The sequence below is a fragment of the Yoonia sp. KMU-150 genome (genome assembly GCF_056858355.1).
The window spans coordinates 317,035-338,968 of the sequence record NZ_JBXEQF010000002.1; the positions used below are offsets into that span (position 1 = coordinate 317,035).

Sequence of the window (21,934 nt, forward strand, 5' to 3'; positions counted from 1 at the left end):
CGGGGCCGGACCCCAGATGGAGAGACCATGGTACAACTGACACTCCCCAAAAACTCCCGCATGGTGACGGGCAAGACCTGGCCCAAGCCGGAAGGTGCGAAAAACCTGCGCAAGGTGCAGATCTATCGCTGGAACCCCGACGACGGAAAGAACCCCTCGCTCGATACCTATTTCGTCGATATGGATACCTGCGGCCCGATGGTTCTAGATGCACTGATCAAGATCAAGAACGAGATCGACCCGACGCTGACCTTTCGTCGGTCGTGTCGTGAGGGGATTTGCGGGTCCTGCGCGATGAACATCGACGGGATCAACACGCTGGCCTGCATCTATGGCATGGACGAGGTGGACGGCGACGTGAAAATCTATCCGCTGCCGCACATGCCGGTGGTCAAGGATCTGATCCCGGACCTCACCCATTTTTATGCCCAGCACGCCAGCATCATGCCGTGGCTGGAGACCAAGACGAACACGCCGAGCAAGGAGTGGAAGCAGTCCATCGAAGACCGCGAGAAGCTGGATGGCTTGTACGAGTGCGTGATGTGCGCCTGTTGTTCAACGTCCTGTCCCTCCTACTGGTGGAACGGTGACCGGTATCTTGGGCCGGCAGCCCTTTTGCATGCCTATCGCTGGATCATCGACAGCCGGGACGAGGCGACGGGCGAGCGGTTGGACGATCTGGAAGATCCGTTCAAGCTTTATCGCTGCCACACGATCATGAACTGCGCCAAGACTTGCCCCAAAGGACTGAACCCAGCCAAGGCGATTGCCAGTATCAAATCAAAAATGGTGGAACGGGTGGTCTGAACGGACCCCTTTCAAGTTACAAATGGCCCCGCAGTGTCGCGGGGCCATTTTCGTTTCAATCCACTCGAATGCCGCCACGGAACCGTAGTCCGGATGCGGTTTAACTTCCGTTGTTGGCGATGAAACCACCGACGAAAACAGTGTCGTCGTCACCACCGTTGAATGCGCCGATCGCACCGTTCAAACCGACCACACCGTCAAGATCGCCCGACATACCCGAATACTGGACTGTTCCGTCGATTTCCCCCACCGATGGCATGGTGCCGTTCACGGTGATGAAATCGTTCGCACCGGTCAGCGTGCCCGCCGCCAAATCGACGGCGAGTGTGATCGCGCCGGTCTCCGATGACTGGTCGCCCGTGACGGTTCCGTTGACAAGTCTCAAGTTGTCCAGTTGCGCGACCCTGACCTGACCGGGAAGACTGACGTTTAGAAAGAACGGACCTCCGGCATCGGAATCAGGCGAAACACCGGAAAAGCCCGCTGCCTGAAGCCTGTCGGGATATGTGCCGATCACGAAACCATAGCTGCCGAACCGGCCGGTTTCGCCGCCGGTAAAGGTGTCGATCAGGATCGTGTCGATTGTGCCGACGGCACTTACATTTGCGTCGCCGAATTCTGGTGGCAGCATCATAGGGTCGTTGTCGCCCATGCCTCCGCCGTCGCCGCCACCGCTACATGCGGCGAGAATGATTGGGGTGACAAGAATAAGGGATGAACGTAACATTCTGAATCTCCTGCAAAGTAATTCTGGAATGAAACCAGAATTGCCTTGATCGATCCGATTGTCAAAACGTGTCTCGATCCAAAGTATCGTCGTCGTGGCGGATGATACGATGCCTATGCGAGTCGCATCGTCCGCCACCGCCTCACTCAATCGTGGACAAAGCCGCCCGAAAAGACCGTGGTGTCGTTCGAGCCATGAAACGCGCCGATCGCCTCGGCCCCGCCCACGAACCCGCGCAAAGTTCCTTCGACCCCGTTCAGCGTGACGGTGCCATTCAACAAAGTGAAATCGAATCTGCCGTCGACCGACAGGTTTGCGTCAGCGCCGGTCAACGTTCCGTTGTTGCCGAATGTCGCGGTCAGTGCGAGGTTGCCTGCCACGCTGTCTTCCGTAATCGTGATGTGGCCATCTGCGTCACGCCCCGGGTTCGTGTATCGCAGCGCGCCATAAGATACCGGTATCGTCGCCGTGCCCGAAACGGGTTCGCTCGACAAGACCAGCGGCGAAGGGGTTACCGTATCTGCGAAGGCGACGATCCCGCTGCCATCGGCCAATGCACCGACGAAATATGTGTATCCCGTGTTGCCGTTCGGCGCTCTGGTCGCGGTGGTGGACAGGCGGTAATCACCGGGGAAGTCACCGTTGACCGGGGTGACGAAAGACGTGCTCAGGGTCGGTGCGGGTCTTGGCATGTCCATATCGTCATCCATGTCCATGTCGTCGTCCATATCCATATCCATGTCCATGTCCTGCATTTGCATGGGGGTGGAGGTGCCGCCACAGGCGGCGAGGGCGACGAGACAAGCGAGGCTGATGTAGTGGTTTCTCATGTTGTATTCCTGTTTGGATGAAAACCACGGCCCGCCGTCAGACGAGCCGTGGTCGTTGATTTGCACTTTCGATCTTTTGGCTTCAGTCGATCACCGAGAAGCCACCGGCATAGGCTGTGGTGCCAAACGCGCCCTGGAAGACGCCGACCGCCTGATCCGCTCCGGCAAGTCCCGCCAGCGTTCCGGTGATGCCCGAATAACTGACCGTGCCGCTGATCCGGTTCTGATTGGTGGTGTCATAGGTTGCGTTGACGCCAAGCGCACCGCCCACGTTGGTGATGCTGTTGGCCCCGTTCGCGCCGAAGGTCACGTCAAGCGTGAGCGGCCCGCTGACCGGGGTGCGCACACCACTTGGGACACCGCCCATGACCGCAAAGTTGGTCAGTTCGACCATGTCAAAGCGGCCCGTCATCGTCGCACTTCCGTTCGTCGGCGGTGTCGCGGGAATGGGTGTGGGCAGCAGATTGGCCTGCGGGTCGGCGGCGATGCCATTGAACGGCACCTGATACGTATAGCCGCCGCCTTGCGTCAGGCTTACGGTGCCGACGGTGTTGGAATAGGACGGCAGCGCGCCGTTTGCCGTGGCCGATGTCGCTATCACCGGTGCCGGTGGTGGAGCGGGTGGGCCACCGCCGCCGCCGAGGATGGTTGTCGTCGTCCCGCCGCAAGCGGACAGCGCGGTCAGGGCCGCGCATGTGGTCATCAGTTTTCTCATCTGTCTGTCCCTTTCTGTTCTATATGCAAAGCTATGCGCGGCAGCTTACGGCTGAATGGCAAAATCTCCTAGTACGGAAAATCGGGCTTGCCGTCGTATCCGGGCTGGCGGTGGTATCGGCTTGGTGGGCATAGTGCGGACATGACTCATACGACTGCCCCCGAGGATGCCGAAGCCCGCCGCGCGATTGCGCCGGTCATCTGCTATCCGACCGACACCTTGCCGCAGCCGGATATGGCGTTCTATCAGGCTGTCGCGTCGGCCGCCTCGACCGGTGACAGGGTGCTGGTGCCGCCGCGGGATGCACGGGCGGTTCGGGTGCCCGCGGGCCATATCCTGCAGATCACCAGTATCGACGGTCCGCAGGTCGGTGACCTGAACCTGTTCAACGCCCACGATTTGTCGGAACGGTTTTATGCGGGCAAGACCCGCGCCCTGCACGGCACGCATGTCACGACGGGTGACAGGCTGTGGTCGTCGTTTCCGACGCTGCGCCCGCTCGCCACGGTCATCGCGGACACGCTGGGGTGGTACGGGCTGGATGACTTCGGCGGCGGTGTGCATGACGTGATCGGAACACGCTGTGACCCCTATACCGGGCGTCTTTTATCCGGGTCGGACTACCACCATTGCTGTCATTCCAACCTGACGCGGGCGTTGGCCGATGCGACGGGCCTGTCGCTGGCCGCGGCAGAGCCGCTCGTGCATGACGTTCTGAACGTTTTCATGTGCACCGGTTTCACCCGCGACACCGGGCAATATTTCATGAAAGCAAGCCCGGTGCGCCCCGGCGACCACATTTCGTTTTTCGCCGAGATCGACCTGCTCGCGGTGCTGAGCGCCTGCCCCGGCGGGGATTGCAGTGCCGAACATTCCAGCGACACGGCGGCCTGCTATCCGCTCGAAATGCAGCTATTGGTGCCCGCCGCGGGGGCGCTGGACGGGTGGACATCGCCAGCGGTCAACGCCTACGACGGAAGCCACGGGCGCTAGGCGAAGGCGGCCTCCAGCGCGATTTCGACCATGTCGCCAAAGGTTTTCTCGCGGTCGCTGGCCGGAAGGGCCTCGTGCGTGATGAGATGGTCGCTGACGGTCAGCACGGCAAGAGCCCGGCGACCGTAGCGGGCGGCGAGCGTATAGAGTTCCGCCGCTTCCATTTCGACGGCGAGAATGCCGTGTCGCACCATCTGCTCGTTCAGGTCCGGCCGTTCATCATAGAATACATCTGACGAATAGATCGGACCCATATGGGTGGTGCAGTCGCGTTTGCGTGCCGCTGCCAACGCTGCCTCCAACAGGTCAAAATTGGCAGTGGGCGCGAAATTCAACTCTCTGAACATCCCGCTCGACGGGGTGTTGAGCGTCGTCGCACTCATCGCGAGGATCACATCACGGATGCCCACGTGATCCTGCATCCCGCCGCACGATCCGATGCGGATCAGTGTCTTTGCGTCGTAATCCTTAATCAGCTCGTTGGCATAGATCGACAGTGACGGCATACCCATGCCGGACCCCTGGATCGTGACACGATTCCCGTTCCACTGCCCGGTGAACCCGAGCATGCCGCGCACCTCGTTCACGCAGACGGCGTCTTGCAGAAACGTCTCTGCCGCCCATCTGGCACGGTACGGATCGCCCGGCATCAAAACGATATCCGCGATCTCGCCGTCCTTTGCGCCGATATGTAAGCTCATCCCGGTATCTCCCAACTGTTTGGGGAAACATTAATGCCAGACGACGGGAATGTAGAGAGGCGATGCCGGTCCAGACGGCATCGCCTGATCGTTCTGACCGCTCAGAGCGCCAGATCGTCGGGCGACTTGCCGGCGGCGATGGCGGATTTGAACCACTCCGGCTGACGACCTCGACCTGTCCAGGTCTGCGTCGCATCGTCGGGGTTCCGATACTTGGGTGGCGATTTGACTTTGGCGGCTTTGGCGGACGTGCCGTCGCCGGTAATGTCTGCCAGGCTGAAGCCATGTGCTGCGGCGGCTTTGGCAGCGGCTTCGCGTGCCGCTTTCAATTCGCGCTGGCTGACCGATTTCAATGCCTTGTCGACATCGGCACGGAGTTTTTCAAGCTCCTTGCGTGACATATTCTTCAGATCGTTTTTCATTATTTTCTCCGAGTGTGTTTTGGCCTTCCGCCTCTAACCTCGGAAAACCATAATACGCGGAGCCTTAATCCCGTCCTGATGAATTGAAAAGAATTAATTCTATTCGGCAGCCGATGATCGGGGATCGACCAAGGTCACGATATCGGAAACGATGCGGTTCATTTCAAAATCCTTAGGGGTGTAAATGCGGGCGACGCCGGCGGCCAGAAGTGTATTTGCGTCGTCATCTGGAATAATTCCCCCAGCAATAACAGGAATATGCCCTAATCCCGCCTCGCGCAGGTGTCTCATTGTCTCTGTCACCAATGAAATGTGAGAACCTGATAGAATTGAAAGCCCGATGACGTCGGCGTTTTCCTGCCGGGCGGTTGTCACCAATTCGGCGGGCGTCATGCGAATACCGTCATAGGTGATATCCATTCCGCAGTCTCGCGCGCGGGCTGCAATTTGTTCGGCGCCATTCGAATGGCCGTCAAGACCGGGTTTGCCCATCAGGAATTTGACTCTATGGCCAAGCGCCATGCTGACGCGGTCGACCTCGGCGCGAATCTCGTCGAGCCCTTCCGTGCGGTTCGACGGATTGCGACTGACACCTGTCGGGGCGCGGTATTGGCCGAAGACAGCGCGAACCACATCTGCCCATTCGCCGGTCGTGACCCCGGCCCGGGCGCAGGCAATCGACGGCGGCATGATGTTGCTGCCATCGACCGCTGCAGCACGCAGATTGGCCAGCGCCTGCCGGACCGCGCCGCTGTCGCGCGCGGCCTTCCAGGCCGACAACCGGTTGATCTGGTCGGCTTCGGCCTCCGGATCGGACACCATGATCGCATCTTCGCCCGCCGTCAGGGGGGATGGCTCGCCTGTTTGCCATTTGTTGACACCCACGACGGTGGTTTCGCCAGCCTCGATCCGGGCGATCCGGGCGGCGTTGCTTTCGACCAGTCGTGATTTCATGTAGGCGATTGCATGTTCCGCACCGCCCATACCGTCGATCTGCTTCAATTCTGCGCGCGCACCGTCTTTCAACGCCGCAACCTTGCGGTCTATTGCGGGGTTGCCGTCGAATAGATCGTCGTATTCCAGAAGGTCGGTTTCGTAGGCAAGGATCTGTTGCATCCGCAGCGACCATTGTTGATCCCAAGGGCGCGGCAGGCCGAGCGCCTCGTTCCAGGCCGGGAGTTGAACCGCGCGGGCGCGTGCATTCTTGGACAGGGTGACCGCAAGCATTTCGATCAGAATACGATAGACGTTATTTTCGGGCTGCTGTTCCGTCAGGCCAAGCGAATTGACCTGCACGCCATAGCGAAAGCGGCGGTACTTTGGATCTGTGACACCATAGCGGTCACGGCAGATTTCATCCCACAATTCGACGAACGCCCGCATTTTGCACAACTCTGTCACGAACCGAATGCCGGCGTTTACAAAAAAGGAAATGCGCCCCACCATTTGCGGGAAATGCTCGGCGGGCACTTTGTCCCGCAGGTCGTCCAGCACAGCCGTGGCGGTGGCCAGGGCAAAGGCCAGTTCTTCCTCCGGTGTCGCGCCCGCCTCCTGCAAGTGATAGGAACACACGTTCATCGGGTTCCATTTCGGCAGGTGTTCGCGGGTATAGGCTGCTACGTCCGTGATCATGCGCAGTGACGGCGCGGGCGGGCAGATATAGGTGCCGCGCGACAGGTATTCCTTGATGATATCGTTCTGCACAGTGCCTTGCAGGTCCGAGATGTCGGCACCCTGTTCCTCGGCTGCCGCGATGTAGAGCGCCAGCAGCCAGGGGGCCGTGGCGTTGATCGTCATGGAGGTGTTCATCCGCTCAAGCGGGATGTCGGCGAAAAGCGTGCGCATATCGCCAAGGTGGCTGACCGGCACACCGACCTTGCCGACCTCGCCCTTGGCCAGCACGTGATCGCTGTCATAACCCGTCTGCGTCGGCAGATCGAAGGCGACGGACAACCCGGTCTGTCCCTTGGCCAGATTGCCACGGTAGAGTGCATTGGATGCAGCGGCGGTGGAATGTCCGGCGTAGGTGCGGAAAAGCCATGGGCGGTCTTTTTGCTGCGTCTGCGACATGATTTGCTCCCGTGGCATGCTGCGCAATATTGTTGCGCTTTGGCGCTGTTTATCTGTCTGATTATGACTTTGTCAACGTGCCGCGCTGCGGCATGACGGGATTTACCTGACCGGGGCTTCCTGTCAGTGTCCGCCCATGACGCAACCGGTCACCTTGCCCCTGTGGGTCTTTATCCTGATCCTGCTGTTTGCGGCGGTGACCTTTGCGTCGCATTTTCTGTTTCCGTCGGTGCGCTGGTTTTTCCGTAAACGGGCAGAGCGGGTCATCGCGCGTCTGAATACGCGGCTGCAGCGGCCTATCGAGCCGTTCAAGCTGGCGCGGCGCTACGACATGATCCAGCGGATCATCTACGATCCAGATGTGACGGAAGCGATCGTCGAACACGCGCGCAAGGAAAACATCCCCGAGAACGTGGCCTTTGAAAAGGCACGCCGCTATGCCCGTGAAATCGTGCCGTCATTTTCGGCCACTGCCTATTTCACCATCGGGACCCGGCTTGCCAAATGGCTGTCGCGGGCATTTTACCGTGTGCGGCTGGGTAAGTTCGACCGCGAGGCGCTGAGCAAGATCGACCCGGATGCCACGGTCGTCTTCGTCATGAACCACCGCAGCAACATGGATTACGTGCTGGTGACGTATCTCGCCAGCCGCGCCGGTGCCCTGTCCTATGCGGTGGGTGAATGGGCGCGTGTCTGGCCGCTGTCGAGCATCATCCGCGCGATGGGGGCCTATTTCATCCGGCGCAAATCGCGTGGTGTGCTGTATCGGCGCGTGCTGGCGCGCTATGTGCAAATGGCGACGGACGGCGGCGTCACGCAGGCGATGTTCCCCGAAGGCGGGCTTAGCCTGACGGGAAAGCTGGGCGAGCCTAAACTGGGTCTGCTCAACTACATCGTGTCGGACCGCAAAAGCGATAGCCGCGACGTGATCTTCGTCCCGGTCGGGTTGAACTATGACCGGATTTTCGAGGATCAGTTTCTGGTCAAGGCGCACCAGACCGGTGTGCGCCGGTTCCGGCCGCCGCTCTGGACGATCCTGAGAGCTTCCGTGTCGCACATCTGGGCGCGGATGACCGGCCGGTTTCAGGGGTTCGGTACGGCGTCCGTCGGGTTCGGGACGCCGCTGGAACTGTCCAGTCTGGCACCTGATGCGCCGGACATGACCGAGAATATCGCCAAGGAGCTGATGGCTCGGATCGCGGCGGTGGTGCCGGTCCTGGCAGCGCCACTTCTGGCGCGCGTGTTGCTGGCGCGGCAGGTGGCGACACACGACCAGTTGATCGCCGACGTGACCGATGCGCTGGACCATCTCAAGGCGCGCGAGATGCCCACGCCGCGCCGCAAGCCCGCTCCGCTCGTGACACAGACACTGGACCGGTTCGCCTGTCGTGGCTTTGTCACACGGGATGGCGACGAGGTGCGTGTCACGGCAGACGGCATGCCGATCCTGGAATACTACGCCAATACCATCGCGCATCATTTCTGAAACCGTTCCGCCGGATTGCGGCGCGGATCGCGGATGTGATGGCAAGGATGGTCGCCGACTTCGTTGGATTGCGGTTGTCGGACTGAACCGCACGTTTTGAAGATGAGATCGGATAACGCTGTCAGTGCGCCGCAACGCAGCAGACATAAAATTACAAAAAAAATGCCCTGCATGTTGCATTGTTGCGCAACCGTTTATATCACTCTGACCGAGCACTGCGATTCTGCAGTGCGGCAAACATGAGCGATTGTGTGGAGATGACCATGGCCCTCGACCTGACAACCGGCGAAGCAGCATATTCAGCTGAGAAGAAAGACCTCTACGATATTGGTGAGATGCCGCCATTGGGTCACGTCCCGGCGCAGATGCAGGCTTGGACGATCCGGCGCGAGCGGCACGGCGAGCCGGACAAGGCGTTCGAGGTCGAAGTGGTCGATTGCCCCAAGCCGGACAGCAACGAAGTTTTGGTCCTCGTGATGGCGGCGGGCGTGAACTATAACGGCGTTTGGGCCGGTCTGGGCATCCCGATCAGCCCGTTCGACGTGCACAAGGCGGACTATCACATCGCCGGGTCCGATGCGTCGGGCATCGTCTGGGCGGTGGGCGACAAGGTGAAACGCTGGAAGGTCGGCGACGAGGTTGTGATCCACTGCAACCAGGACGACGGCGACGACGAACATTGCAACGGCGGCGACCCGATGATGTCTCCTTCCCAGCGGATCTGGGGCTACGAGACGCCGGATGGGTCTTTCGCGCAGTTCACCTGCGTGCAAAGCCAGCAGCTCATGCCGCGCGCGCAGCATCTGACGTGGGAGGAAAGCGCATGTTACACGCTTACCCTGGCCACCGCCTACCGGATGCTCTTCGGGCACGAGCCGCATGACCTCAAGCCCGGACAGAACGTGTTGGTCTGGGGCGCGTCGGGCGGTTTGGGGTCCTATGCGATCCAGTTGATCAACACGGCCGGGGCCAACGCCATCGGCGTCATCAGCGATGAAAGCAAACGCGAGTTTGTCATGTCGCTGGGCGCGAAAGGCGTCATCAACCGCAATGATTTCGACTGTTGGGGGCAGATGCCCACCGTGAACACGGATGAATACAAGGCATGGTTTACCGAGGCGCGCAAGTTCGGCAAGGCGATCTGGGACATTACCGGCAAGGGCAACAACGTCGATATGGTCTTCGAACACCCCGGCGAGGCGACGTTCCCGGTGTCCACACTGGTGTGCAAACGCGGCGGCATGGTCGTGATCTGTGCGGGCACGACGGGGTATAATCTGACTTTCGACGTGCGATATATGTGGATGCATCAGAAGCGTTTGCAGGGATCGCACTTCGCCAACCTCAAGCAGGCGTCGGCAGCCAACCACCTGATGGTGGAACGGCGGCTGGATCCTTGCATGTCCGAGGTTTTCGGCTGGGACGACATTCCTGCAGCCCACACCAAGATGCGCAAGAACCAGCACAAGCCCGGTAACATGGCCGTGCTGGTGCAGTCGCCGAAGACCGGGCTGCGCACGTTCGAGGACGCGCTGGAAGCCGGGCGGAAATAACTTCGCAACCGCGTTTTCAAACCATGCTTGACCGCTGGTCCCCACGGGGCTGGCGGTTTACTGTTTTGGCATGAACGCACCGACGCCCATAACATTCTCGGAAGATCAGGCAGAGGCCTGGGACAACGTCGCCATCGCGTTGCGTCAGTCGGGTATCGACCTGGACGACAGCCTGCTGATGCCGCCGCAGTCGGAAAAGTCATCCGTGACAGCGGTGGTCGGCAAGGCAGGGTCGGGCAAGACGATGCTGCTCGCCCGGCTCTACCAAGCGCTGGAAGAAGCCGGTGTTGATGTCATCTCCGGCGACTGGGAAGGTAAGCGCCGCAAGGACCGGCGTACGCTGGCGATCCTGGCGCCCACCAACAAAGCCGCGTCCGTGTTGCGCAACCGCGGCGTCCCCGCGACGACGATCCACCGTATCCTCTACACGCCAGTCTATGATCCCGAATACGAAAAGGTCGCGGAATGGTTGGCCGGGCAGGGGGAAAGACCGGAAATCGAGGCACTGCCCGATGTGGCGCTCGACCGGGCGGCGGCCTCCTACGAAGCGAATAAATCCGTCCCTGCGGCTTTGGCAGCGGCGGGGCTGCGCGGCAGTGATTTCATCACCGGCTGGAAACGGCGCGAGGAGGGGCTTGATATCGGGTTTGTCGATGAAAGCTCCATGCTCGACAAAAAGCAGTTCGAAGACCTGAAAGAAATCTTTCCGACCCTACTCTTGTTCGGCGATCCGGCGCAGTTACCGCCGGTGCAGTCCGAAGGCGGGATGGTCTTCGAAACGCTGCCGGAAAAGCGTGTTCTGACGCTGAACCGCATCCACCGGCAGGATGCGGACAACCCGATCCTCGATCTGGCGCACGCGCTGGCCGATCCGATGGTGGATTTCTACGCCTTCGAAAAGCTGGTGGCAGAAGCCGCCGCGCGTGACGACCGTGTCGTCATGGCGCAAAGGGTCGAGGCGGACCTGATGGCACGGTCCCCCGTGCTAGTCTGGCGCAATGCAACGCGCATCCGGCTAATCCATGCCTTTCGTGGCGCTTTTGGCGCGCCGGTGGATGAGTTGCTGGAAGGTGAGCCGCTGATCTGCGACGGGATCGAACTGCCGATGAAACACCGAAAGAAGCGGCTGGATTTGGAGGCGCGCGGCCTTATCAAGGGCGCGCAGGTCATCTACCTCGGGCCGGGGCGCAAGCCGGGGTTTTCTCGACTGCACGTAATGGGGGCGGAGGATCCGCAGGTCAGCGCCGCGTCCATCGTAAAGATCGAACAGGAAGGCGACGCGGAGCCGTTCATCCCCTTCGCCGCGCGCATGGGGGCCACGTTCCTGCACGGCGCTGCCGTGACGATCCACAAGGCGCAGGGGTCGCAGTGGGATACGGTGCAGGTCTTCGCGCCCGATATCGAGATTGCGGCGCGTATGGGCCGGGTGGAGGCGGGGCAGCCGCTTTGGAAACGGCTGGCCTATGTGGCGATCACCCGTGCCGAAACGCAACTGCGTTGGGTCGTGCGTAACCGTCTGGCGCGGCCTACGTCGACGTTGACAGTCGATGATCTGGCGGCACCGGCTGTGCCGCTGGAACTGACAAGCGGAGAAGAGCCGTGAAGAGCGTGATCGTCACCGGTGCAAGCTCCGGCATCGGGCGGGCCTGTGCGGAGCGGTTTCTGGCCGACGGCTGGCGTGTCGGAATGATCGCGAGACGGGCGGATGTGTTGGAAGACATCGCGAGCGGTCACGACAACGCCATGCCGCTGCCCTGTGACGTGACTAACGAAGACGCGGTCGATGTGGCCTTCGCCGCCTTCGGGCACATCGACGTGCTGTTCAACAACGCGGGCATGTTCGGGCCGCAAACCACCATCGACGAAGTCTCTCTGGACGACTGGCAACAGGTCGTCGACGTGAACCTGACCGGCATGTTCCTGTGTGCCCGCGCAGCCTTCCGCACCATGCGCCGGCAGGATCCGCAAGGCGGGCGGATCATCAACAACGGCTCGATTTCGGCGCACAGTCCGCGCGAGGGATCGGTCTGTTACACCAGCACGAAACATGCCGTGACGGGTCTGACGAAAACGCTGTCGCTCGACGGGCGGGCATTCGATATCGCCTGCGGGCAGATCGACATCGGCAATGCACGGACCGATATGGTCGCGGCGTTGGACGCGCGCCGGGCGGCGGACGGCTTGCCGCCGCTGCCGTCCATGGATGTGGGCGATGTCGCCGACGCTGTGCTGGCAATGGCCAGCCTGCCTCTGGGCGCGAACGTACAGTTCCAGACGCTGATGGCGACGAAGATGCCGTTTATCGGGCGCGGCTAGCGTTTGAAGACGGAGAAGATCGCGGACGCGCCCCAGCCCGCGGCAATGGCGATGGCCAGTGACATGAGGCCATAGAGAAACGCGTTTTCATGCGCGAGATTGTAGAGCCAGCGTTCCAGCCCGACCTTCTTCACCGGGATCGTGGTGACATAGACATCCACGATCTTGCCGCCGCGGGTCAGGTAAATTTCCGCGCGATAGTCGCCCTCGGTCAGGTTCGCAGGCAGGGCGATTTCTGTATAGAACAGGGTTTCGTCCTCGACGCTGACCGCCTCTTCCAGCGTCTGATAGATATTCTGTTTGCCCCGGATACGGATCAGCGCATCGGCGAAATTTGTGCTGCCGGTTTCAGACGGTCCGATGGCGCGAATGGCGCGGGTTAGGCTGATCCGGGTGTTGAGGTCTTCGTCATCGGTCAGGATATCGTCGAGCGGTGCGTTTGTCGCGACGGCATAGAATGTCGGCGCAATCCCGATCTCCACGGCCTCTGTATTCACCCAGATGCCCAGCCGGCGATCCTTGCGGCGCACGACGAGGTCGTCGTCCGGGCCCGCTACCGTCACGATCACGCCAAGGTCACCCTCGCGCTGAATGCCACTGTCGCGGTTGATCGCGCCGAAAATCAGAATGTCGGAGCCGTCGAAGGTCGCGGTGATGGCGACCTCGTCCCGGCTGAGACCAAGCACGATTTCCTCGGCCTTGGCGGGCAGGGCGAGCAAGCAGAGGAGGGCGAGAAGGGACCGCATCAATGCTCTCCCTCGGTGCCGATGGAATAGAGTTCCGCCGGCTGTACCAGCAGATCGAACGCCAGTTTGCCGCAAACGGCCAGCACCATGATCGCCAGCAGGATACGCAGTTGCTCGGCCTTCATCTTGACCCCGATGCGGGTGCCGATCTGCGCGCCGATCACGCCACCGACCAACAGAAGAACGGCCAGCACGACATCGACGGTGTAGTTCGTCGTCGCGTGCAGCATGGTCGTGAAGGCGGTCACGAAAATGATCTGGAACAGCGATGTGCCGACGACCACTTTCGTCGGCATCCCCAGAAGATAGATCATCGCCGGCACCATGATGAAGCCGCCGCCGACCCCCATGATCGCGGCCAGAATGCCGACCAATACGCCGACAACCAGCGGCGGAATGACCGAGATATAAAGACCCGACACTCGGAATTTCATCTTGAACGGCAGGTTGTGGACCCAATTGTGCCGCTTGCGTTTCGGCACGCCGCCGGGGCGTTTCGTGCGGCGGATCGCGTTCAGGCTTTCCACGAACATCAGGCTGCCGATCATGCCGAGGAAGATGACGTAGCAGAGCTTTACCAGCAGATCGACCTGACCGAGCGAGCGCAGGTAGTTGAAGACGAGTATCCCGAGTGCAGAACCGATCAGTCCGCCGATCAGCAGCACCGTGCCCATTCGGAGGTCGACGGTCTTGCGTTTGAAATGCGCCAAGACGCCAGAGAAGGACGAGGCGACGATCTGGTTCGCCTCTGTCGCGACGGCCACGGCGGGTGGAATGCCGATGAAGAACAGTAGCGGCGTCATCAGGAAGCCGCCACCCACGCCGAACATGCCCGACAGAATACCCACGATGCCGCCCAGACCCAGAAGGAGAAAGGCGTTCACCGAAACCTCGGCGATGGGAAGGTAGATTTGCATGGGCATTCCGCGCGGCATTGGGCCGCTGATTTCACAAAGCCCATTTCATCGGGCGGAGTCAAACCCTCGCCGGACAATTTTGCTGCAGATGCAGCATCTTTTGTCGATTGGACCTAGCAGTGCGACCTAGCTGGACCTGTCGCGCAGCCAATGGCGCAGAACAGTCTCAATTTTCGCAGCGCCCAGCGGGGCCATTTCCTTGGTGTGATCGTGGCTGATGTTTTCATCCGACATGCCTGCGGCCATGTTGGTGATGCAGGAAATCGCGGCGGCTTTCAGCCCAAGAAACCGTGCGAGGATCACTTCAGGAACGGTGGACATGCCGACAGCGTCGGCACCCAGCATCCTGATCGCCTTGATCTCGGCCACGGTTTCGAAAGAGGGGCCGGAGTACCAGGCATAGACGCCGCTGTGCATTTCGACATCGGCCGCCTGTGCCGCGCGTCCCAGGGCCGCGCGAATATCCGGGTCATAGCAGTCTGTCATCGGGACAAAGCGACGGTCTGTCGGCTCTCCGATCAACGGGTTCAATCCAGAGAAATTGATGTGATCGGTCAGGTTCATGATCGAGCCGGTCGGCATATCCGGCCGCAACGATCCGGCGGCGTTGGTCGCCAGCATCGTATCGGCACCCAATTCGGCCAGCACCTCCAGCGGCAGGCGCATCGCGTCGGCCTGTCCGTTTTCGTAGTAGTGCGCCCGACCGCCGAAAACGGCCACGCGCTGACCTTCCAGATCTCCGACCACAAGATTCGGGTTGTGGCCAGACACGCCCGCGTGCGGAAAACCGGGCAGGTCACCGTAGGGGATGGCCACGCCGTCGACCGTGTCCGCGATATGACCGAGGCCCGATCCGAGGATCATGCCGACGTTGACCGGTGCGGCTCCGGCCTTGGCTTGAATGGCGGCGGCGAGCGACTTAGCGTTCTTTGACATAGGGTTCCCCGCCCGCGCGTGGCGGGATCGCCTTACCGACGAAACCGGCCAGGATGATGACCGTCAGGATATATGGCAGCACGTCCAGCAACTGCGCCTGCACCGAGAAACCCAGTGCGTTTTCGATCAGGTCGGGGCGCAGGGCGATAGCTTGCAGGTAGCCGAACAGCAAGGTGGCGTAGAGCGCATACCACGGCCGCCACTTCGCAAAGATCAGCGCAGCCAATGCGATATAGCCTCGCCCGGCGGTCATGTCCTTGACGAATCCGGCGGCGGGTTCGGCGGTGGCAAGCTGGGCACCGGCCAGGCCGCAAAGCACGCCGCAGATCATCACCGCGGCAAACCGTAGTCCCACGACGGACACACCGGCTGTATCCACCGCAGCGGGGTTTTCCCCCACCGCCCGCAGGCGCAGGCCGAACCGGGTGCGATACAGCACCCACCAGCTGAGCGGCACCATCAACAGCGCGACATAAACGAGGATCGTATGGCCCGAGATCAGATCGGAGTAGATCGTTCCGATAACAGGCACATCGCGTAGCGCATCGGCAAACCAGAGCGTGTTTTCCTCGAACCGTGATCCTGTACCAAGCTGCGGTGTGCGCCCGCCCTGTGCGAACCAGCTTTGCGCGATCACGACCGTCAGACCGGCGGCCAGAAAATTGATCGCCACGCCCGAAATCAGCTGGTTGCCGCGAAAAGTGATCGAGGCGACGCCATGCACGGCGGACAGCAGCAGCGACGCGCCGATGCCCGCGAGCAGGCCCAGCCAGACGCTGCCGGTGACGGCGGCGACGGCGGCGGACATGAAGGCTGCGGCCAGCATTTTGCCTTCGAGGCCGATGTCGAAAATTCCGGCCCGTTCCGAGAACAAACCCGCAAGGCAGGCCAGCAAAAGCGGGGCCGCAGACCGCAGGGCGCTGTTCAGCACTTCGATTTCAAAGAGCAGGAAGAAATCCATCAGACGACCTCCTCGCGCTTGGGCTTGCGGCCCATGGCCAGGAACATCCGCTCGACCGGGGCGCGGACCATATCGTCAAGCGCGCCTGTGAAGAGGATCACCAGTGCCTGGATCACGACGATCATTTCGCGCGGGATGCTGGTCCAGAGCGCCAGTTCCGCGCCACCCTGATAGAGGAACCCGAAGAGGATCGCGGCGAGGAACACACCGAACGGGTGGCTGCGGCCCATGAGTGCCACGGCGATGCCGATAAACCCGGCGCCTTCGACCGCATTGAGCACCAGACGCTCCGCCTCGCCCTGCACGTTGTTGATCGCCATCATGCCGGCCAAACCGCCGGAGATCAGCATGGAGATCATGATGATCTTGGTCGGGCTGATCCCTGCGTATTTGGCCGCCGTTTCGGAATGGCCGAAGGCGCGGATTTCATAGCCCAGCCGTGTGCGCCAGATCAGTGCCCAGAGTGCAAAGCAGGCGGCGACCGCGACAAAGAACGCCACGTTCGCAGGTGCGCCGCGGAACAACGTGGTTTCTCCAAAGCTGAACATATCCTGAAACGAGGGCAGGTGCGTCGCCTCGGGGAATTTCGCGGTGGCGGGTTCCATCGACCCGCGCACTTTCAGCGCGCCGATCAGCAGGAAGTTCAGCACGGCGGCTGCGATGAAATTGAACATGATCGTCGTGATCACGATGTGGCTGCCGCGTCTGGCCTGCAGGAAAGCAGGGATCGCGGCCCAGGCGGCCCCGAACAGCGCCGCTGCCGTGCTGGCCCCGATCAATGCGATGGTCCAGTGCGGCCATGGGATGTAAAGGCATGCCAGCGCCACGCCCAAGCCGCCGATCATCGCTTGCCCCTCGCCGCCGATGTTGAACATGCGCGCGTGAAACGCGATGGACACAGCCAACCCGGTAAAGATGAAATTGGTCGCATAATACAGCGTGTAGCCCCAGCCGTAGGTGGAGCCGACCGCGCCCTCGACCATCAGCTGCAGCGCGTCGACGGGGCTTTCGCCGATGGCCAGGATCACGATGGCGGAGAAGAACGCGGCGAGCAGCAGGCTGATCAACGGAATCAGCGTCACATCGGCCCATTTTGGCATCTTGCCGTCAGACATCACGCGGCCTCCCCTGCGACACCGGCCATCAACAGGCCCAGTTCCTTTTCGTCGGTCTTTTCAGGCAGCCGTTCGCCCATGATCCGCCCGTCGAACATCACGGCAATCCGGTCGGACAGGGACAGGATTTCCTCAAGCTCCACCGACACCAGCAGTATCGCCTTGCCCTGATCGCGCAGGGCGACGATTTGCTGGTGGATGAATTCAATCGCACCGATGTCGACGCCACGCGTCGGTTGGCCGATCAGCAGCAGGTCGGGATTCCGTTCGATCTCGCGCGCCAGCACGATCTTTTGCTGGTTGCCGCCGGAAAACGCCTTGGCGGGCAGTTTGGGGTTTGGCGGGCGGACGTCGAAGCGTTCCATCTTTTCCTGCGCATCGCGGCGCAGTGCCGCGTTGTCCATGAACAGGGTGTTGCGCTGGTATTTACTGTCGTGGTGATAGCCGAAGGCCACGTTCTCCCACGCCGCGTAATCCATGATCAGGCCCTCGCGCTGCCGGTCTTCGGGCACATGCGCAATGCCGCGGGCACGGCGCGATTGCGCGTCCGACACGGATCCGGTCAGGTCAAGTTCCTGCCCGTTGATCCTGATCGTGCCGGTTCCCTTTTCATAGCCGCCCAGCACTTCGAGCAGTTCGGACTGCCCGTTGCCCGCCACCCCGGCGATCCCGAGGATTTCGCCCGCACGGATATTCAGGTCGATCCCGCGCAGCCGCTCCACTCCCTGTTCGTCGACAACCTTGAGGTTCTTCACCTCAAGGATCGTATCGCCCACCTCTGCGGGCTTCTTGTCCACCCGCAGCAGCACCTTGCGGCCTACCATCAGTTCAGCCAGTTCGGCCGGAGAGGTTTCGGATGTCTTGACCGTCGCCGTCATCTCGCCGCGTCGCATCACACTGACGGTATCGGTGGTTTCCATGATCTCGCGCAGCTTGTGCGTGATCAGGATGATGGTCTTGCCCTCTTCCTTGAGCCGTTCAAGGATTCGGAAAAGCTGGTCGGCCTCGGCTGGCGTCAGCACGCCTGTGGGTTCGTCCAGGATCAGGATTTCGGCCTGACGATACAGCGCCTTGAGGATTTCGACGCGCTGCTGTTTGCCCACACCGATGTCCTGGATGACGGCATCGGGGTCCACGTTCAGCCCGTATTCGTCGGCCAGCGCCTTCAGTTCCTTGCGCGCACGGGCCAGCGACGGGCGCAGCAACCCGCTGTCCTCGGCCCCCAGCACGATATTTTCCAGCACCGTGAAATTCTCGACCAGTTTGAAATGCTGGAACACCATCCCGATGCCCGCGGCGATGGCCGCCTGGCTGTCGGGGATCGCGGTTTTCTGGCCGCCGATGAAAATCTCGCCCGCGTCGGCCTTGTAGAACCCATAGAGAATCGACATCAGCGTCGATTTGCCCGCACCGTTTTCCCCGATGATGCCGTGAATCGTGCCGGGCATGACGCGGATGTTGATGTCCTTGTTGGCCTGCACCGGACCGAAGGCCTTGGATATGCCCTTCAGCTCGATCGCCGGAGCCATGGAAATTACATTGTCTGTCATGGGGGACACCGCTGGGTTGGTTCGGGCGGGTAAGAAGGGGGCCGCGCAGTCGAAAACGGCGCGGCCCCGGTCGTTTCGGCCTGTCCGGCTGACTTAGAAGTCGAGTGCCGGGCAGGTTTCGTCAGAGTTGTAGTTGTGGACGGCGATGTCACCGGCGATGATCGCGGCTTTCGCCTCGTCCAGCGCGGCGGTCATCTCGGCCGTGATCAGGGCCTCGTTATGTTCGTCCACGGCGTAACCCACGCCTTCGTTGGACAGGTCCATGACGTTGAAGCCTGGTTCCAGATCTTCGCCCGCGGACAGTGCGTCATAGACCGCGTTGTCCACGCGCTTGAGCATCGAGGTCAGAACCTCGCCGGGGTGCAGGTAGTTCTGGTTGGCGTCCACGCCGATCGACAGGATGTCGTTGTCGGCGGCGGTCTGCAGAACGCCGACACCTGTACCACCGGCGGCTGCGTAAACCACGTCAGCGCCTTGGGAAATCTGCGCCAGCGTCAGTTCGGAGCCCTTGACCGGGTCGTTCCACGCGGCAGGCGTAGTGCCTGTCATATTGGCGATGACGGTTGCATCGGGGTTCGCTGCTTTAACACCCTGTGCGTAGCCACAGGCGAAGTTGCGGATCAGCGGGATGTCCATGCCACCGATGAAGCCCACGGTGTCGGACTCCGATGCCATCGCGGCCAGCATGCCGACCAGATACGACCCCTGCTCCTCGGCAAAGACGATGGAGCGGACGTTGGGCTGATCCACGACCATGTCGATGATCTGGAACTTGGTGTCGGGATAGTCAGCGGACACTTCCTCCAGCGCGGACGCCCAGGCAAAGCCTGCCATCACGATGGGGTTGTTGCCGTTTTCGGCGAAGCGGCGGATCGCCTGCTCGCGCTGGGCGTCGGACTGGATTTCAACCTCGGCGAAGCTGCCGCCGGTTTCTTCCGCCCACCGCTGCGCACCGTTGAAGGCGCTTTCGTTGAAGGATTTGTCGAACTTGCCGCCAAGGTCAAACAGGACTGCGGGTTCCGCGAGGGCTGCGCCGGCGGTCAGCGCCAGGGCGGCTGTCGCGCTCAGAAATTTCGTCGTCAGGGTCATTTTGTCGTCTCCCAGGTCGTTGGTGATGGGGAGGGGCGCATGGCCTTCCCCCCGAAAGCCGAGCCGATCTTTGTCGGTTCATCCACGGATAAGGCAATGCCAGCGGCGTCGGGTCAACCCGTTTTTGGACCGTGCATCATTTTATTTGACCATTTGATCAAAAATTTAGCTACACGGACCGTTGCACTCGATTATCGGACCCGCTTCAATTGCTTGCGCAGGACATTGGCGCTGATGGATTGACCATCGTCACGACGATAATAGCGCGGACGCTGGCCGATCAGACTGTAATTCTCGCCTAAATACAAAGCCTTGGCCGCTTCATTGTCGGCTGCGACTTCAAGAAACACGGTGTGTGCCCCCGACTGGATCGCCCGTGCCTCGAACGCGGCGAGGGCTTTCCGGGCGAGGCCCTGTCTGTGAAAATCCGGGTGCGTGGCGAGTGTGAGCACCTCTGCATCTTCCAGCGTGATGCGCCCGAGCAGAAATGACCGCGCGTCACCGCATAGAATCATGCCACCGGCGGCGAGAAGGGCGCTGAATTCCTGTGCACTCCAGGAACGTCTGTCGTCGAATGCGGCGCGATGTGTCGCGGCCAGTTCGTCGGGCGTCATCGCGGACTCATGCGGGCAGAATCACGGGCGCCGGATCGCGGGGCGGGGCGGCATCCGCACTGCGCAGGTACAGCGGGGCCGGACGGTCGGTCGTCGTGTCGCGTCTGGCCCGTGCCAGCCGCGCGATCGCTTCGGTGACTGGATAGCGGGCGGGTTGCTGCGGCAGGCCCGTCAGCGTTGCGACCGCCTCTGCCGAGGGGCCGATCACAACCGGCGTTGCGAATGCGGTCAGGTCCGGCATCTGGTCCGCCGTCAGATCGACAAGCTGCGGGTCACCGGGTGTCCCGCGCAGAAAGGATTGCAGGTAAATCCGACCGCGCGGTGCGGGCAGGCAGGTGACGCAATCGCCAGCATCAAGTGAAAGTGCCTCCAGTGTCGAAACACCGACAGCGGGCTTGCCCAGCCCCAGCGCAAGCCCGCGTGCCGCGGACACGGCGATCCGAATCCCGGTGAAATTGCCCGGGCCGACCCCGACACCGATCACGTCGATGTCACGCCACTCCAGCCCCTGCGTCGCTAGCATATCCTCCAGCATGGGCATCAGATGTTCGGCCTGACCCCGCGCCATGTCGTCGTGTTTTGTGACCGCGTCGTCACCGGTCAACAGCGTGGCAAGGCAGGCGGGACCGGACGTATCGAAAGCAAGAACATTGACCGATGTCATAGTTTGGAGAACGTCAACGGCTTGGTCGGGTGGCGTTGCACGACGACATTTGCTTCGAGGTCGAGCTGCACGGTTTTTGCCCACCATCCGGCGGTTTCGCCGCCCGGAAACAGGTCTTCCGGCAGATGCGGCAACGTCGCTTCCTTGATCGCTTTGGCCGTCATCGGCGTGTCGGACATCACCTTGAGCATCGCATCGCGCATGGCGTTGTATTTTGCGGCGTCTGCATTGGTGGTCTGGCCCGGGGTATGCGGGTTCTTTACGGCTACCTTGTCACTCATCGTCGACTCCTTTCCTTGGCTTGTCCGTCTGCAGAAGTGCGCGGGCCGAGCCTGCCGCGCGCGATGTCTTGTCGTCAAGCCGGACCCAAGGGTAGGCCGCATCGGTATGGCATTGCACGGTGGGCGGCATGTCGCCAGCGTTGTCGAGCAGGCCCACCGGCACGAATATCTGATCGGGAATATAGGCGAAGGTGGCCGCCAGAGGCGAGCCGCATATCGCGCAGTTCCAGCGATGCACCGTATCGCTGACCCTGCGCCCCGCGCCGATGTCGCCACGCAACGCCGCAGTCGGGAAGGCCGCGAAGGTCGGTGTCGGCGCGCCGGTCCAGCGTTTGCAGTCGCCGCAATGGCATGTGGCGACGCTTTGGGGTTGGCCTTCAAACGAAAAAGTCGCGCCCCCGCAATAGCAGCGGCCACGACTGATGGGTGCGTCGGACAAGG

The 21,934-nt window shown here is 61.4% G+C and carries 23 protein-coding genes; 6 read left to right on the forward strand and 17 right to left on the reverse strand.

Annotated features, from left to right (window positions below; all coding sequences use genetic code 11):
* The first annotated feature begins 27 nt into the window (after positions 1-27).
* On the forward strand, positions 28-807 hold the full coding sequence (locus tag AC04PH_RS14405; protein ID WP_483066512.1) for a succinate dehydrogenase iron-sulfur subunit: 780 nt from the start codon (positions 28-30) through the stop codon (positions 805-807).
* A gap of 100 nt (positions 808-907) precedes the next feature.
* Here AC04PH_RS14405 and AC04PH_RS14410 read toward each other — a convergent pair whose 3' ends face one another.
* The 3 genes from AC04PH_RS14410 to AC04PH_RS14420 all read right to left on the reverse strand — a co-directional run bounded on the left by AC04PH_RS14410 (position 908) and on the right by AC04PH_RS14420 (position 3,079).
* Positions 908-1,534, reverse strand: coding sequence for a hypothetical protein (locus AC04PH_RS14410; protein ID WP_483066513.1), 627 nt, complete (start codon positions 1,532-1,534; stop codon positions 908-910).
* A gap of 146 nt (positions 1,535-1,680) precedes the next feature.
* Positions 1,681-2,364, reverse strand: coding sequence for a hypothetical protein (locus AC04PH_RS14415; protein ID WP_483066514.1), 684 nt, complete (start codon positions 2,362-2,364; stop codon positions 1,681-1,683).
* Positions 2,365-2,446: 82 nt separating this feature from the next.
* The gene (locus tag AC04PH_RS14420) at positions 2,447-3,079 is read right to left on the reverse strand and encodes a hypothetical protein (protein ID WP_483066515.1); all 633 of its coding nucleotides are present in this window, start codon (positions 3,077-3,079) and stop codon (positions 2,447-2,449) included.
* Between the two features lie 141 nt (positions 3,080-3,220).
* Between AC04PH_RS14420 and AC04PH_RS14425 the strand changes: the two genes are divergently transcribed.
* Positions 3,221-4,072 carry an urea carboxylase-associated family protein gene (locus AC04PH_RS14425; RefSeq protein WP_483066516.1) on the forward strand — a complete coding sequence of 284 codons (852 nt, stop codon included), beginning with the start codon at positions 3,221-3,223 and terminating at the stop codon, positions 4,070-4,072.
* On the opposite strand, the gene deoD is transcribed toward AC04PH_RS14425, so the two are convergent.
* The 3 genes from deoD to AC04PH_RS14440 form a co-directional block, all read right to left on the reverse strand.
* Entirely contained in the window at positions 4,069-4,773 is a 705-nt protein-coding gene (gene deoD, locus AC04PH_RS14430) for a purine-nucleoside phosphorylase (RefSeq protein WP_483066517.1), read from the reverse strand. The two genes, AC04PH_RS14425 and deoD, sit on opposite strands and share 4 nt — an antisense overlap.
* A 101-nt stretch (positions 4,774-4,874) precedes the next feature.
* Positions 4,875-5,195, reverse strand: coding sequence for an H-NS histone family protein (locus AC04PH_RS14435; protein WP_483066518.1), 321 nt, complete (start codon positions 5,193-5,195; stop codon positions 4,875-4,877).
* 99 nt (positions 5,196-5,294) lie between these two features.
* The gene (locus AC04PH_RS14440) at positions 5,295-7,265 is read right to left on the reverse strand and encodes a methylmalonyl-CoA mutase family protein (RefSeq protein WP_483066519.1); all 1,971 of its coding nucleotides are present in this window, start codon (positions 7,263-7,265) and stop codon (positions 5,295-5,297) included.
* A gap of 136 nt (positions 7,266-7,401) precedes the next feature.
* Here AC04PH_RS14440 and AC04PH_RS14445 point away from each other — a divergent pair, with 136 nt between their 5' ends.
* From AC04PH_RS14445 to AC04PH_RS14460, 4 genes are all read left to right on the forward strand, one after another.
* A complete protein-coding gene (locus AC04PH_RS14445; RefSeq protein WP_483066520.1) occupies positions 7,402-8,751 on the forward strand; it encodes a 1-acyl-sn-glycerol-3-phosphate acyltransferase in 1,350 nt (449 codons plus the stop codon).
* Positions 8,752-9,014: 263 nt separating this feature from the next.
* On the forward strand, positions 9,015-10,304 hold the full coding sequence (gene ccrA, locus AC04PH_RS14450) for a crotonyl-CoA carboxylase/reductase (RefSeq protein WP_483066521.1): 1,290 nt from the start codon (positions 9,015-9,017) through the stop codon (positions 10,302-10,304).
* Between the two features lie 70 nt (positions 10,305-10,374).
* Entirely contained in the window at positions 10,375-11,907 is a 1,533-nt protein-coding gene (locus AC04PH_RS14455) for an ATP-dependent DNA helicase (protein ID WP_483066522.1), read from the forward strand.
* Complete coding sequence (locus AC04PH_RS14460; protein ID WP_483066523.1) at positions 11,904-12,620, forward strand: SDR family oxidoreductase; 717 nt, start codon at positions 11,904-11,906, stop codon at positions 12,618-12,620. Before AC04PH_RS14455 ends, AC04PH_RS14460 begins: the two co-directional genes overlap by 4 nt.
* Here AC04PH_RS14460 and AC04PH_RS14465 read toward each other — a convergent pair.
* The 11 genes from AC04PH_RS14465 to AC04PH_RS14515 all read right to left on the reverse strand — a co-directional run bounded on the left by AC04PH_RS14465 (position 12,617) and on the right by AC04PH_RS14515 (position 21,932).
* Positions 12,617-13,366, reverse strand: a complete 750-nt coding sequence (locus AC04PH_RS14465) for a TIGR02186 family protein (protein ID WP_483066524.1) — start codon at positions 13,364-13,366, stop codon at positions 12,617-12,619. The two genes, AC04PH_RS14460 and AC04PH_RS14465, sit on opposite strands and share 4 nt — an antisense overlap.
* Positions 13,366-14,283, reverse strand: coding sequence for a sulfite exporter TauE/SafE family protein (locus tag AC04PH_RS14470; RefSeq protein WP_483066525.1), 918 nt, complete (start codon positions 14,281-14,283; stop codon positions 13,366-13,368). Before AC04PH_RS14470 ends, AC04PH_RS14465 begins: the two co-directional genes overlap by 1 nt.
* Positions 14,284-14,409: 126 nt before the next feature.
* Entirely contained in the window at positions 14,410-15,219 is an 810-nt protein-coding gene (locus AC04PH_RS14475) for a purine-nucleoside phosphorylase (protein ID WP_483066526.1), read from the reverse strand.
* Positions 15,203-16,180: an ABC transporter permease gene (locus tag AC04PH_RS14480; protein WP_483066527.1), complete on the reverse strand. Its 978-nt coding sequence runs from the start codon at positions 16,178-16,180 to the stop codon at positions 15,203-15,205. The genes AC04PH_RS14475 and AC04PH_RS14480 overlap by 17 nt, the downstream gene beginning before the upstream one ends.
* Complete coding sequence (locus AC04PH_RS14485) at positions 16,180-17,295, reverse strand: ABC transporter permease (RefSeq protein ID WP_483066528.1); 1,116 nt, start codon at positions 17,293-17,295, stop codon at positions 16,180-16,182. Before AC04PH_RS14485 ends, AC04PH_RS14480 begins: the two co-directional genes overlap by 1 nt.
* Positions 17,295-18,845, reverse strand: coding sequence for an ABC transporter ATP-binding protein (locus AC04PH_RS14490; protein WP_483066529.1), 1,551 nt, complete (start codon positions 18,843-18,845; stop codon positions 17,295-17,297). The genes AC04PH_RS14485 and AC04PH_RS14490 overlap by 1 nt, the downstream gene beginning before the upstream one ends.
* 93 nt (positions 18,846-18,938) lie before the next feature.
* Positions 18,939-19,934 (reverse strand): BMP family lipoprotein, encoded by a 996-nt coding sequence (locus tag AC04PH_RS14495; protein WP_483066530.1) that lies wholly within the window; start codon positions 19,932-19,934, stop codon positions 18,939-18,941.
* Positions 19,935-20,125: 191 nt separating this feature from the next.
* Positions 20,126-20,548 (reverse strand): GNAT family N-acetyltransferase, encoded by a 423-nt coding sequence (locus AC04PH_RS14500; RefSeq protein WP_483066531.1) that lies wholly within the window; start codon positions 20,546-20,548, stop codon positions 20,126-20,128.
* A 7-nt stretch (positions 20,549-20,555) separates the two neighbouring features.
* Positions 20,556-21,212: a tRNA (adenosine(37)-N6)-threonylcarbamoyltransferase complex dimerization subunit type 1 TsaB gene (tsaB, locus tag AC04PH_RS14505; RefSeq protein ID WP_483066532.1), complete on the reverse strand. Its 657-nt coding sequence runs from the start codon at positions 21,210-21,212 to the stop codon at positions 20,556-20,558.
* A complete protein-coding gene (locus tag AC04PH_RS14510) occupies positions 21,209-21,493 on the reverse strand; it encodes a DUF6958 family protein (protein WP_483066533.1) in 285 nt (94 codons plus the stop codon). The genes tsaB and AC04PH_RS14510 overlap by 4 nt, the downstream gene beginning before the upstream one ends.
* A complete protein-coding gene (locus AC04PH_RS14515; RefSeq protein ID WP_483066534.1) occupies positions 21,486-21,932 on the reverse strand; it encodes a GFA family protein in 447 nt (148 codons plus the stop codon). Before AC04PH_RS14515 ends, AC04PH_RS14510 begins: the two co-directional genes overlap by 8 nt.
* Positions 21,933-21,934: the final 2 nt, after the last annotated feature.

What these genes read in the sequence shown, in the direction of transcription:
- AC04PH_RS14445 (WP_483066520.1), top strand. Translation starts at nt 7,402, where the DNA reads ATGACGCAACCGGTCACCTTGCCCCTGTGGGTCTTTATCCTGATCCTG.
- AC04PH_RS14495 (WP_483066530.1), bottom strand. Translation starts at nt 19,934, where the DNA reads ATGACCCTGACGACGAAATTTCTGAGCGCGACAGCCGCCCTGGCGCTG.
- AC04PH_RS14455 (WP_483066522.1), top strand. Translation starts at nt 10,375, where the DNA reads ATGAACGCACCGACGCCCATAACATTCTCGGAAGATCAGGCAGAGGCC.
- AC04PH_RS14485 (WP_483066528.1), bottom strand. Translation starts at nt 17,295, where the DNA reads ATGTCTGACGGCAAGATGCCAAAATGGGCCGATGTGACGCTGATTCCG.
- AC04PH_RS14475 (WP_483066526.1), bottom strand. Translation starts at nt 15,219, where the DNA reads ATGTCAAAGAACGCTAAGTCGCTCGCCGCCGCCATTCAAGCCAAGGCC.
- deoD (WP_483066517.1), bottom strand. Translation starts at nt 4,773, where the DNA reads ATGAGCTTACATATCGGCGCAAAGGACGGCGAGATCGCGGATATCGTT.
- AC04PH_RS14420 (WP_483066515.1), bottom strand. Translation starts at nt 3,079, where the DNA reads ATGAGAAAACTGATGACCACATGCGCGGCCCTGACCGCGCTGTCCGCT.
- AC04PH_RS14500 (WP_483066531.1), bottom strand. Translation starts at nt 20,548, where the DNA reads ATGACGCCCGACGAACTGGCCGCGACACATCGCGCCGCATTCGACGAC.
- AC04PH_RS14480 (WP_483066527.1), bottom strand. Translation starts at nt 16,180, where the DNA reads ATGGATTTCTTCCTGCTCTTTGAAATCGAAGTGCTGAACAGCGCCCTG.
- AC04PH_RS14490 (WP_483066529.1), bottom strand. Translation starts at nt 18,845, where the DNA reads ATGACAGACAATGTAATTTCCATGGCTCCGGCGATCGAGCTGAAGGGC.
- AC04PH_RS14440 (WP_483066519.1), bottom strand. Translation starts at nt 7,265, where the DNA reads ATGTCGCAGACGCAGCAAAAAGACCGCCCATGGCTTTTCCGCACCTAC.
- AC04PH_RS14435 (WP_483066518.1), bottom strand. Translation starts at nt 5,195, where the DNA reads ATGAAAAACGATCTGAAGAATATGTCACGCAAGGAGCTTGAAAAACTC.
- ccrA (WP_483066521.1), top strand. Translation starts at nt 9,015, where the DNA reads ATGGCCCTCGACCTGACAACCGGCGAAGCAGCATATTCAGCTGAGAAG.
- AC04PH_RS14465 (WP_483066524.1), bottom strand. Translation starts at nt 13,366, where the DNA reads ATGCGGTCCCTTCTCGCCCTCCTCTGCTTGCTCGCCCTGCCCGCCAAG.
- AC04PH_RS14425 (WP_483066516.1), top strand. Translation starts at nt 3,221, where the DNA reads ATGACTCATACGACTGCCCCCGAGGATGCCGAAGCCCGCCGCGCGATT.
- AC04PH_RS14410 (WP_483066513.1), bottom strand. Translation starts at nt 1,534, where the DNA reads ATGTTACGTTCATCCCTTATTCTTGTCACCCCAATCATTCTCGCCGCA.
- tsaB (WP_483066532.1), bottom strand. Translation starts at nt 21,212, where the DNA reads ATGACATCGGTCAATGTTCTTGCTTTCGATACGTCCGGTCCCGCCTGC.
- AC04PH_RS14405 (WP_483066512.1), top strand. Translation starts at nt 28, where the DNA reads ATGGTACAACTGACACTCCCCAAAAACTCCCGCATGGTGACGGGCAAG.
- AC04PH_RS14470 (WP_483066525.1), bottom strand. Translation starts at nt 14,283, where the DNA reads ATGCAAATCTACCTTCCCATCGCCGAGGTTTCGGTGAACGCCTTTCTC.
- AC04PH_RS14510 (WP_483066533.1), bottom strand. Translation starts at nt 21,493, where the DNA reads ATGAGTGACAAGGTAGCCGTAAAGAACCCGCATACCCCGGGCCAGACC.
- AC04PH_RS14415 (WP_483066514.1), bottom strand. Translation starts at nt 2,364, where the DNA reads ATGAGAAACCACTACATCAGCCTCGCTTGTCTCGTCGCCCTCGCCGCC.